This is a genomic window from Parapedobacter koreensis (assembly GCF_900109365.1).
Taxonomy (GTDB): domain Bacteria; phylum Bacteroidota; class Bacteroidia; order Sphingobacteriales; family Sphingobacteriaceae; genus Parapedobacter; species Parapedobacter koreensis.
The window spans coordinates 605,919-617,904 of sequence record NZ_FNZR01000003.1; the positions used below are offsets into that span (position 1 = coordinate 605,919).

The 11,986-nt window shown below is 49.5% G+C and carries 9 protein-coding genes; all 9 read right to left on the reverse strand.

Translation table 11 applies throughout. The annotated features are described in order from the left end of the window. Positions 1 to 3 precede the first annotated feature (3 nt). Complete coding sequence (locus BMW65_RS10420) at positions 4 to 1,665, reverse strand: M1 family metallopeptidase (protein ID WP_090605119.1); 1,662 nt, start codon at positions 1,663 to 1,665, stop codon at positions 4 to 6. A gap of 11 nt (positions 1,666 to 1,676) precedes the next feature. Beyond that, positions 1,677 to 3,878, reverse strand: a complete 2,202-nt coding sequence (locus BMW65_RS10425) for a S9 family peptidase (protein ID WP_090605437.1) — start codon at positions 3,876 to 3,878, stop codon at positions 1,677 to 1,679. 34 nt (positions 3,879 to 3,912) lie between these two features. Continuing rightward, positions 3,913 to 5,310: an aminopeptidase P family protein gene (locus tag BMW65_RS10430; protein WP_090605121.1), complete on the reverse strand. Its 1,398-nt coding sequence runs from the start codon at positions 5,308 to 5,310 to the stop codon at positions 3,913 to 3,915. A 47-nt stretch (positions 5,311 to 5,357) separates the two neighbouring features. Further along, positions 5,358 to 7,046 carry a DNA polymerase/3'-5' exonuclease PolX gene (locus tag BMW65_RS10435; protein WP_090605123.1) on the reverse strand — a complete coding sequence of 563 codons (1,689 nt, stop codon included), beginning with the start codon at positions 7,044 to 7,046 and terminating at the stop codon, positions 5,358 to 5,360. 51 nt (positions 7,047 to 7,097) lie between these two features. Next, positions 7,098 to 8,420: an NAD(P)/FAD-dependent oxidoreductase gene (locus BMW65_RS10440; protein ID WP_090605124.1), complete on the reverse strand. Its 1,323-nt coding sequence runs from the start codon at positions 8,418 to 8,420 to the stop codon at positions 7,098 to 7,100. 51 nt (positions 8,421 to 8,471) lie between these two features. Beyond that, positions 8,472 to 8,798, reverse strand: a complete 327-nt coding sequence (locus tag BMW65_RS10445; RefSeq protein ID WP_090605125.1) for a 2Fe-2S iron-sulfur cluster-binding protein — start codon at positions 8,796 to 8,798, stop codon at positions 8,472 to 8,474. 11 nt (positions 8,799 to 8,809) lie between these two features. Further along, positions 8,810 to 9,865, reverse strand: a complete 1,056-nt coding sequence (locus BMW65_RS10450) for an NAD(P)/FAD-dependent oxidoreductase (protein ID WP_245747604.1) — start codon at positions 9,863 to 9,865, stop codon at positions 8,810 to 8,812. Then, positions 9,840 to 10,295 carry a MarR family winged helix-turn-helix transcriptional regulator gene (locus BMW65_RS10455; protein WP_245747605.1) on the reverse strand — a complete coding sequence of 152 codons (456 nt, stop codon included), beginning with the start codon at positions 10,293 to 10,295 and terminating at the stop codon, positions 9,840 to 9,842. The genes BMW65_RS10450 and BMW65_RS10455 overlap by 26 nt, the downstream gene beginning before the upstream one ends. 116 nt (positions 10,296 to 10,411) lie before the next feature. Beyond that, positions 10,412 to 11,719, reverse strand: coding sequence for a dicarboxylate/amino acid:cation symporter (locus BMW65_RS10460; RefSeq protein ID WP_090605130.1), 1,308 nt, complete (start codon positions 11,717 to 11,719; stop codon positions 10,412 to 10,414). Positions 11,720 to 11,986: the final 267 nt, after the last annotated feature.

Below are 11,986 nucleotides of genomic sequence, written 5' to 3' on the forward strand. Positions count from 1 at the left end.
GTTTTACTCATTGATCAATATGCCGATGTAGAAATTGAAGGTGTCTACCTGAAGATTACCGGGTGCAAGCCCTGCAATGTCAATGGGGGTGAGGCGCCGTGTAGGTTGGATAAAGCGGTATTCATCCCCCTTAATGCGTATCCGCACAGGCATGTTGAAATCCGGTTCGTCCGCAATCCAGCGGCAGAAAGCCTTGCCATCGGGATTGAAGAAAAATTCCAGCGTTGGAATGGTTGCATGACGCACATATTGTGCATAGACGCTGGATAGATCCTTGCCGGATTGCTTGCTGATGTAATCCACAATATCCGCATAATCAACCGTGCGGTGGTAAAACTGCTTATTAAGCCCGCGTAGGATTTGCCGCCATTTTTCATCGTCATTGATGAGGATGCGTACCATGTTGTGCAACACCCCCCCCTTGTTATACATGTCGCCGGACCCTTCGTTATTAACGTGGTAGGCACCGATTATGGGGGAAAGGTTCTGGATACCCCGGCGATTGCCATGGACATATTCCTGGCTGGCCCGCTTGCCGTAATGGTAGTCAATATAAAGCGATTCGGAATAGTTGGTGAAGCTCTCGTGTATCCACATATCAGCGAGATCCTTGGAGGTGATGTTGTTGCCAAACCATTCATGTCCTGACTCGTGGATGATGATGAAATCCCACTTGTTGCCCCAGCCGGTACCGGATCCGTCGCGGCCTAGGTAACCGTTTTGGTATTTATTGCCATAGGCCACGGCGCTTTGGTGTTCCATGCCGAGGTGGGCGGTTTCAACCAGTTTATAGCCGTCTTCATAAAATGGATAAGGGCCAAACCAGTATTCAAAGGCACGGAGCATCGGTTTGACGTTGGCATCAAAATGCGGCTTGGCCTTTACTTCGTTTTCACGGAGCACCCAATAATCGAGATCGAGCACCCCCTGCTCACCGTGGAAGGTATCTGCGAAGTGGACATAATCCCCGATGTTGGCGGCTACATTATAATTGTTGATGGGATTGCTGACAAACCAATTGAAACGAGTATAACCATCGCCGAGATCCTGACGGCCACGGAATCGGCCGTTTGACACATTGGTGAGTCCCTGTGGGACGCTGATGCTGATGAGCATGCTGTCTACCTCGTCAGATTGGTGGTCTTTATTAGGCCACCATACACTCGCTCCCAACCCCTGGCAGGCCGTGGCTATCCAATGCTTGCCATTGCTGTCTTTCTTGAAATCAAAGCCCCCGTCCCAAGGCGCGCGCTTGGCCTGTATAGGATTGCCGGAATAGTATACGGCGAACGAGTCTAACTGCCCTTTGGCCACCTGCGCGGGAAAGTCGATAAATACGGCGTTGTATTCCCGCTGGAAGGGTAGTTCCCGTCCATGGTATACCACGCGGTCAATGCGTAGGTTGTCAAACAAATCGAATTGCAAACGGGAGAAATCTTCGACGGCTGTGAAGCGGAATAGGTTGGATCCGCTGATATAGCGCGCATCCGGATCGACCTTGACATCAAGATGGTAGTAATTAATGTCATAGCAGGTGCGCAACGGCGTGAGCTGCCCACGTAGGGAGTCGGCCCGGCTAAATAATTGGCTTGCCGGAACAAACAGTTGGGCATTGGCCTGTGCGGATACCGCTAATAAACAAATGAGGATGAATGAATAGTTCATGTTTTGTTGTCTTACCGTCCACCTGGCGGGCAATGTTGTCTGAGGAAATTAGTGTACAGGGTGGAGAGGTGGTGGGATGTTCCTTCTCCTTCGCTGATGCTGTGGCTCCTGTTGGGGTAGGCCATGAGCGAGAATTGCTTATTATAGCTGATCAGTTCGTTGATGAGCAATTCGGCATTCTGGTAGTGCACATTGTCATCCCCGGTACCATGGATATACAACAGGTGGCCCCGGAGATGCCGCGCGTGGGTCACCGGTGAACCCTCGACAAACGGCTTGCGGTCTTCTTGGGGAATACCCATGTAGCGTTCTTGATAGATGTTGTCATACATCAGTTGGTTGCCTACGGCGGCTATGGCAATGCCGGTTTGGTAAATTTCGGGATATTGAAAGAGGAGGTTGAGTGTGGATGAGCCACCGCCGCTCCATCCCCACACAGCAACCCTGGTGGAATCCACAAAGGGCCAGTTCAGGATTTCCCTGGCGGCCATGGCCTGGTCACGGACATTCAGGATGCCAATATTTTTATAGATGGCCTTGCGCCACGCTCGACCCTTTGGCGCAGGAGTACCACGGTTTTCTACGGAGATGTAGAGGTAGCCATCGCCTGCCATATCCCCTTGATAGAGTCGGTTGGCGCTGGTGCCATAGCTGTCTACAACCGTCTGCCCTGCGGGCTCACCATAGACATAAAAAACTACGGGATATTTTTTGCTGGGATCAAAGGCTGTGGGTTTTACCATCCAGCCATCCATCTCGATACCATCTGTGGTAGTCACCTTGAAAAACTCCACGCGGCGCTCCTCCGCAGGCACTTCATGGTACTGTCCGTCAACATACGTCTTGTGATCCGGCAGGCTTACCACGTGCCCACGGCTGATGGCCGTATGGCTGCTGTATTGGTGCAAGGCAATCATACCATTGGGGGAGATGGTGTAGTCGTGGGTGCCTTCTTGCCCTTCGGGAGTGATTCGTTCGGCTGTGCCGCCCGCCAGCGCTACGCGATATAAGTACCGCTGCGTGGCGTTTTCGGGTGAGGCTGAAAAGTAGACATAGCCCTTTGCTTCATCAATGCGGGCAATATTAATAACATCGTAATCGCCGGGGGTGAGGAGCTTTTCATTGCCTTGGCGGTCGATGCGGTACAGGTGCCGCCAACCGTCCTTTTCACTTACCCAGATAAATGCCTTTCCGCCATCTATCCATTCCCATCCAGCGGGATCGTCATCGTTCCACCGCCCTTTGACGTCAATCCAAGCTTCATCCGTTTCTTGGTAAATCCGCGTACATTGGCCATCCACCACATTGGCAAGGTACACGTTGCTCTCCTGTTGCTTGCGATCGAGCTGCTGAATAATCAGTTGGTCGCCGTTGGCCGCCCATTCCATCCGGGGTAGGTAATGTTGCACGGGGTCACCGGGTATACTCATCTTGACTATCCGTTCATTGGCGATATCTACAACGGAAATAAAAGCGCCGCTGGGTGTTTCGCCCACTTTAGGGTATTCTACAGGGATGGTGTAGGAATATGCTGAATCGGTATTGTTGATCAATAGAAAATTACGGATGGTACGTGCATCAATGGTCCAAAAAGCAATTTTTCGGCCGTCGGGCGACCAACGGAATCCATCGCGGCAACCGAATTCTTCCTCATAAGCCCAGTCAAACGTGCCATGGATAATGCGATCGGTGCCATCCTGTGTCAGGGCTGTAACGGTTCCGCTGTCGAGATCTTCCACATACAAGTTGTGATCGCTCACATAGGCTACTTTGCTACCATCGGGTGAGAGCTTGGCATACATCAGGGATGATGATGGAAAACGTGTGCCTACTTGTTTGAGTGTATTGGCCCGGCGGTTGTATACCCAGTAGTCGCCCCGGGTGTCATACCGCCATACACGCATGGTATTGGTACTGATGAGGATGTTATTTCGGTCTTGCGACAGGGAAAAGCGCCTCACGGCTAATGGGGCTGTGCCGTCAGCAGGAGTAAGCGCAGCTTTTGAAGCCAATACGGTATGCTGTTGGGGATTGATCACGGATGCTTCGATAATCTCATCCTGTTCCAGTGTAATGATCGCCCGGCCGTCAACCGACCACTGTGTCTGCTGGCCGAATTGGGCATTCACTACGTGGTTTATCCCCAAAGTGCATACCGTGAATACAAAAAGTACATACCATGTACTAAAAATGGCTCTACGGATATTATTCATATACATCGTTCAAATCCATGTTTGTTGAGTTTCATCAAAACGCTTCGCTCCGTATGGACTCAATCGCGGAGACAGTTTTGGCGAGCGGTTTTCCCAATATGAGGTGTCCTGTCTCGGTAATGACAACATTATCCTCAATGCGGATACCGCCAAAGTTTTTGAATGCTTCTACTTTATCATAGTGAATAAACTGGGGGAGTTTGTTTGCTGCCTTCCATTGTTCAATCAATTCGGGAATGAAATACAGTCCCGGCTCTACGGTAAGCACATAACCAGGTTGCAGCGCCTTGCCCAGCCGTAGGGATTTCAATCCGAATGTGGTGGTATCTTTTGGAAGTGTATCGGTATAACCCACATATTGCTCACCCAGGTCTTCCATATCGTGTACGTCGAGCCCTATCATATGGCCCGTACCACATTGGAAAAACAATGTGTGGGCACCTGCCGCCACAGCTTCGTCTGTGTCGCCATGCATCAACCCCAGCATTTTCAACCCTTCAACAAGCATCCGGCATGATAGGAAATGGATATCCAGGTAGCGCGTGCCGGGCTTGAGCGCCTCGGTAGCCGCCTGAAGTGCATGGAGGACGACTTCGTAAGCCTCTTTTTGTACCATAGTGAACCGTTTGCCAACGGGGAATGTGCGTGTGAGGTCACCGGCATACCCCATGGCAGTCTCTGCACCGGAATCGTTGAGCAGCAGCTGTCCCTCAGCCATTACGTTGCCATGGTAATGGTTGTGCAATATTTCGCCACGAACAGTAAGGATGGTAGGGTAGGCGAGGGTACCGCCAGTCTGCTGGGCAATATGGTTTACTGCCGCAGCGAGTTGATATTCAGCCATACCAGGACGAGCGAGCCGCATGGCCTCCAAGTGCATGGCAACGCTGGTATCTACGGCCTTTTCGATTTCGGCGATTTCGTCCACGGACTTGATGGATCGCTGTGCGACAACGGCCTTGATGAGTTGCACGGAGGCCGCATGTGCGACATCAAGAAGTGGTATTGTTAATAGTTGAGCAAGCGTGATGCGGTTGGAAGCTCGGTAAGGCGGAAGGAAATGGATAGGCCTGCGTTGTTGCTGGACGGCTTGTATGGCCTGTGCCAGTGCGTTGGATGGCAGGGTATCGACGACGCCCGATTTGGCAGCTTTTTCTTTCAACGTTTCCTGCCTGCCCATCCAAACGATGGCATCCATGCTCAATTCATCGCCGAAAATCGTGGTATGGCCCTTGTCAATATCAATGATGGCTGCCAGATCGGACGATTGGATGCCAAAGTAATAGAGAAAGGTACTGTCTTGCCGGAATGGATAGGCATTGTCCCTAAAATTGATGGGACTTTCACTATTGCCCAACAGCAGGATGATGCCAGCGGAAACCTGTTTTGACAGTGTTTCCCTGCGCGTGGTGTATGTTTGTTCAGTAAACATGGGACTTTCAAAGCTAATAAAAGATAGTGGATAAAAAGTAACGGATGTTAACCGAAATTTGGTTTCCGTTGTTCAAAATACCGGGTGATTTGGGTTAATGAAAACGTGTTCAGGCAGTTCGAGGCAGCCACGCCGCCTTTGCGGGCTACATACACACCATACTGCATGTCATGGAAGCCGCCGTTGCGATGGGCATCGGGATTGACGGAGAGTAGTGCACCCCTTTCGACAGCATACCGATGCCAACGCCAATCGAGGTCGAGCCGTAGGGGATTGGCGTTGATTTCGATGACAACCCGATTGGCGGCACAAGCATCAATAATGCGTGCATAATCGATAGGATATCCGGAACGGCTCAGTAGTAGGCGGCCCGTGGGATGTCCCAGGATGGTTGTGAAAGGATTTTCAATGGCCCGAAGGAGCCGATTGGTGGCTTTTTCAACATCCATATTAAGATTGGAATGGACGGAAGCCACCACAAAATCAAAACCCGCGAGGACTTCATCGGGGTAATCCAGCGAACCGTCCCCGAGGATATCGGATTCGATGCCCTTGAAGACACGGAATGGTGCAAGGCGTGCGTTCAGGGCATCGATTTCAGCCCATTGTTCCTGCACCCGTTCGATGGTCAGCCCCTTGGCGTAGACTGCTGTTCTGGAATGGTCACAGATGCCCAAGTATTCCAGGCGAAGCTTATCGCGGCAATACAGGGCCATCTCTTCCAGTGTATGGACGCCATCGCTGTAGGTACTGTGATTGTGCAGGGCACCACGAAGGTCTGTATAAGTAATGAGCACCGGAAGCGTGTCCGTACGAGACAATGCAATTTCGTTGGTGCCTTCACGGAGCTCGGGCTCGATGTATTGCAGGCCGAGGGATTGGTAGATGGTTTCTTCCGACTCAAATTCGGGAAGCTGCCCCTCGACCAGCAGCTCGTCCAATTGCCGAAGGTGTTCGTCAGATCCCGTTGTAATGAGCAACTGGCGGGAGAATGAAACTGAATCTACAGGGATAAAACGGAACGTCATGCCAATATTGTTTCGGGCTTCAAGCAGGGTAGGGGGTTCAAACGCTTTGATAGCCAATGTATCTACTTTGGCGACAGCTTCTGTTAGCTCACTCATGGGTGCCTCAACAAGGATATCTATGGTTTTCAAAACTTCGCATTTCCTGCGAAAATCGCCGGTATAGGCGATTTTACGGTCATTGGGCAACCAAGCACGCAGCGCTGCGAGGACATCATCGGCAAGCTTCTCGACGTTGGCATACAAAAACCATCCCTGGTTGGCGATGGAAAACTCGATGGCCCGCTTGATTTCCTCTTGCGTTTTCAAACCGAAGCCTTTGGCTGTTATCAAGCGATTTTCGTTGCACGCGTAATATAATTCGCCAACGGTCTCAATACCCAACGTCTGCCAAATGATCTGAATCTTCTTGGGGCCAAGGCCTTTGATGGTAAGTAGCTCCAGGATACCCGCTGGTGTAGCTGCCAGCAAGCTATCCAACTCGGGAAACGTACCGGTATCTAGCAATGATGCGATTTTCTGGGCCGTACTTTTACCAATACCAGGCACTTCACTAAGGCGGTCAATGGATTGTGGGGTGATGAGAAAAGGTAGCTTATCCAGTTTGAAGGCCGCAGCGGCAATGGTTTTGATACGGAAAGCATTTTCTTCATGCAGCTCCATGAGCTGTGCATACCGTTTGATGGTCTTTGCAATTTGCTTATTGTCCATTGCCGCAAATTAGCGATTTCGTACGAAGGCGGCAACGTTTTCCTGGAAAAACTACCGATGTGATTCGCTCATTTCGCTCGGCTCCTCCGTGCGCTTTGGTGGACGCCTGTATTTATGGATAATGAGTCGGATGCCCGCATTGAATGTAAGGTAGTTTATCGCCCAGTTGATGAAGGTAACCACCCTGTTGCGGAAGCCTACAAGCGACATGAGGTGTACAAACATCCATATCCACCATGCGAAGAAACCCTGAAAGCGGACTTTACCTATGTCGACCACGGCTTTATTGCGTCCGATGGTGGCCATGGAGCCTTTGTCAAAGTATTTGAATTTTTCGGTGGGCTGATTGTTCAACAACCGTACGATGTTTTTGGCAACGAACCGTCCTTGCTGCTGGGCGACGGGTGCTACGCCGGGATGCCCACGGGGCAGTTCTTCGGTGATCATTGCAGCGACATCACCAATGGCAAATACGTCATTCATACCGACAACCCGGCATTCCTCATCGATGCGTATGCGGTTGCCCCGTACGACGATGTCCGGATTGATGCCTACCGGAAATTGGCCCATGACGCCTGCAGACCAAAGTACCGTCTTGGTAGGGATGCTTTTGCCGTCGGCAAATGTAATGATCTCGCCATTGTACCCGGTCACTTGCACATTCAGCAACACTTTTACCCCGAGCTCTTTGAGGTATAACTCAGCTTTTGCAGAGGCTTGTGGGGATAAGTTGGCCAGTATTTTGGGAAGTCCTTCCACTAAGTAGACATTCATATCTTCCCTTTTAAGCTCGGGATAATCTTTTGAAAGGATGTGATTGCGGATTTCGGCAATGGCTCCGGAGAGTTCCACGCCGGTGGGGCCACCGCCTACAACCACAAAGTTGAGGAAAGGAGTCCGCGCTGTTTCGGTAAACGCTAATAGTGACTCTTCGATGTTTTGAAGCAGGAAACTGCGGATGTTTACCGCTTCCCGCACATTTTTCATTGGCATGGCATAGTATTCCAAATCTTTGTTGCCAAAGAAATTGGTGGTAGCTCCCGTGGCAATGACAAGATAATCATAAGCAATGTCGCCAATATCGGTATGGAGTGTTTTTTGGATCCCATCGATGCCGTGTACGTCGGCGATGCGGAAGGTGAAATTTTCCTGTTTCCTGAACATCTTGCGTAGCGGAAAGGCAATAGACGGTGCATCCAACGTGCCGGTAGCCACCTGATACAGTAAAGGCTGGAAGGTATGGTGGTTGTTGCGATCCAGCAACAGGACCTCAACTTCCTTGTTTTTGAGTTTCTTAGCCACCTCTATTCCACCAAAGCCGCCGCCTACGACCACGACCCTTGGAAATTTATTGTCGGTATATTGCGTCTTCATTTTTATGTGTTTTTAATCAACCCATCTATTGATGATGAACGGATGGTAACCTTAATTGTTTCCAGACACACGGATTTTTAGTCCATCTATTGATGGAGTGAGCCGGATCTGGCAAGCCAAGCGGCTGTACTCGTCGGCATCGGGAAGGGTATCCAGCATGTCCAGTTCGGCATCTGTGTGCGGTTCGAGGTTTTCCAAGCCCTCAAGCACATGAATATGGCAGGTGGCACATAATGCCATACCGCCACAGGTGGCGAGGATAGGATAATCGGAAGCCTTAAGCACCTCCATCAAACTGAGGTTGATACCCTCAGGTATCTCCAGTTGCCGGATTTCGCCATTTTGGCCTTCTACGGTAATGTGAATGTTCGCTTCCATGTCGGGATGAATTAAAAAGCATTTACACCGTTGACGGTGGTATATTTGAAACTCAACTTTTCTGCGGGATGTACATATTTGAATGCGCTTTGGGCCATCAATGCAGCCTCGTGAAAACCGCAGAGGATGAGCTTCAGTTTGCCGGGATACGTGTTGATATCCCCTATGGCATAAATGCGTTCCACACGGGTGGAGTAATCGACCGTATCCACAGCAATGGCCGATTTATCAATGGTAAGGCCCCAATGGGCTATTGGCCCCAGTTTGGGGCTTAAACCAAAAAGCGGGATTAACGCATCGGCCTCCAGTATAATTTCCTTTTTCGCTTTATCCAAGATCGCTACATGGCTCAATGCACCATTGCCTTCGACGCGATGGAGGTTGCTTTGTAATAAAAGCTTTATTTTTCCGTGCTTGGCGAGGCTGAAAACTTTTTCCGCGGAGTCGGGAGCTCCCCGGAAACTATCGCTGCGATGTACTAATGTCACTTCTTTGGCAATGCCGCTTAGAAAGACTGTCCAATCCAATGCTGAGTCTCCACCCCCCGCTATAATCACCCGCTTGTCACGGTAATGCTCGGGATTTTTGACCATATAGGCTACCCCCCTGCCCTCAAACTCGACCAAGCGGGGAACCTCGGGCCTGCGGGGCTCAAAGGAGCCGAGCCCTCCCGCGATGACCACGACCTGTGTATGGATCTCCGTGTGTGCATTGCCAATGATATGGTAAGAACCATCGGCTTGCCGCTCCAGCGCTTCCACACGTTCGCCAAAGGTGAATGTAGGATTGAACGGCTTTATCTGCTCCAGTAGGTTGTCAATGAGCACCTGAGCATTGATAGAAGGGTAGCCAGGGATGTCATATATGGGTTTATGGGGATAAATCTCGGACAATTGACCGCCAATTTGTGGTAATGCATCGATGAGGTGGCACCGCATTTTGAGCAGCCCCGCTTCAAATACGGCAAACAGTCCTACTGGCCCGGCACCGATGATGCATAGATCTGTCGTTATAAGCTTATTGGCGTTTGGCTTTTGGTGTTTAGCCATCGATGCTTGTGTTTCCATTATCAAGTTCCAAGTTGGTGTATATGGTATTTAATATGCGTTTCAAATGTTCGAAATCCGCTTCATTCAGGTTTTGCCAGGCCTGCATACGAATTTCATTGACACTGTTGGAGAGTGCCTCAATTTTTTGATCGCCTGCTGCAGTGAGGTGCACAATGAAACTTCGCCTGTCCGTTGGGTGTATCCTGCGTTCGACCAGCTTCTTGCCGACCAATAGATCGACAATACGGGTAAGGGTGGGCTGATCCTTGCCACAGTACTCGGCAAGCTCCTTTTGAGATAGATCTGCATATTGTTTGAGGTTTTTCAGTATCGCCCATTGATCTACGGTGATGCCAAATTCCCTGCAATTAAATTGGTACTGTGCATATTGTTTCACGCGGCGGGCTGTGCGATCCAATAAGAACGAATAGGCATTATATTGCTCCATTAGTATAATAATAATTAGTATGACAAATATATGGAATAACTACAAAAAAAGCAAGTCAACGGATGGTCAACTTGCTTGATGATGAAGCACGGATTGAGAACTGTAGCGATAGATGCTTACTCTTCTTTATACAGTCTGCCCGCCTTTTCTTCTACGTGTTGGATATAGGCTGCTGCGGTGATGTCGCCATTGACATTAAGCGTGGTGCGCGACATATCCAGGATGCGGTCAACGCCATAGATGAGTGCTATGGCCTCGCCAGGTACGCCGATAGACACCAGGATGGTAACAATAACGGGCAAGGAGCCGCCGGGCACACCAGCTGTACCGACACCCGCCAATATGCAGAGCAATACCACTGTAATCTGAGAACCCAACGTCAACTCTACATTGAAAACCTGAGCAAGGAATAATACGGTAATACCTTCAAATAAGGCAGTGCCGTTTTGGTTGCCCGTACTACCGATAGTGAGCACAAAATGAGCGATGGATTTGGGGATTTTAAGCTTTTCTACACTTACCCGTATCGCCGTGGGCAAGGTGGCGTTGCTTGAGCTGGTGGAAAAAGCGGTGAGCGTCACTTCGCCCATGTCCTTCATAAACTGTACGGGATTGCGGTTGGCGAAATATTTCAGGATAATGGAGTATACCACAAACTGGTGTATGGCCAATGCCCCTAATACGATAAGTACATACCACAGCAAGGACAATAGAAAATCTGCACCAACGTTCAGTACCATATTGAAGAGGAGTGCCGCTACGCCATACGGTGCAAGGGCCATGGCATAGCCGATCACTTTAATGACGACTTCATAAAGCCCTTCGAGGAAATGTTTTAATGTGGCAGTCTTCTCTTCACCTACGGCTGCCATGGCTACCCCGAAAATCAAGGCAAAGAACATCACGGACAGTAAGCCGCCTCCTGTATGGTTTGAATTGAAGGCGTTTACCATTTCATCAAATGGATTGCGCGGTACAATTTGGGCCAGGATATCGCCCACCGTACGTTCGTCTGCTTCGATGGCCGCTGCCTGCGCTTTTGCTTTGGCCGCTTCGGCACCAAATTCACCGATGAGGTATTCCCGGGTATCTGCTGATATCGTTTGGCCCGGATTGAATACATTGACCATCGTCACGCCAATGAGCACGGCAATGAAACTGACCACTATCGTATAAATCAAGAGTTTTATTCCCATGCGGCCAAGCTTCTTCACATCGCCAATTTCGGCTATGCCTAAAATCAGGGCGGATAGAATGAGCGGGATGACCATCATGAAAATAAGATTCATAAATATTTTCCCTACGGGTTCAACCCATTTGATAATGGTGTTTAGCGTATCCTGAGGCAACCCCAAGCTTTTAACAATTAATCCGGCTACAATGCCGAATATCATACCAATAAAAATCTTAGTGTGTAACTTCATTAATTGTTTGTTGAAAATATATGTAATTTAAAGCGAATGCAGCGACAAATGGCTTTATATCATTGTTTTTGCCTGGCGTGTTTACCATCGTATGGGTCCAAGTATTCCAAAATGGCACATGTGTAACCGCAATTCCTATTTTTTGGTTAGTGATTTGCCGGGTCAAAGTTAAAAAAATGTGTCAAATGGTCTTGTTATTTAGCCAAGTAATTCGCCATGATGATGAAAATTCGTTAAAAGCGTTACATTGGCCGTAAAATAATTGAT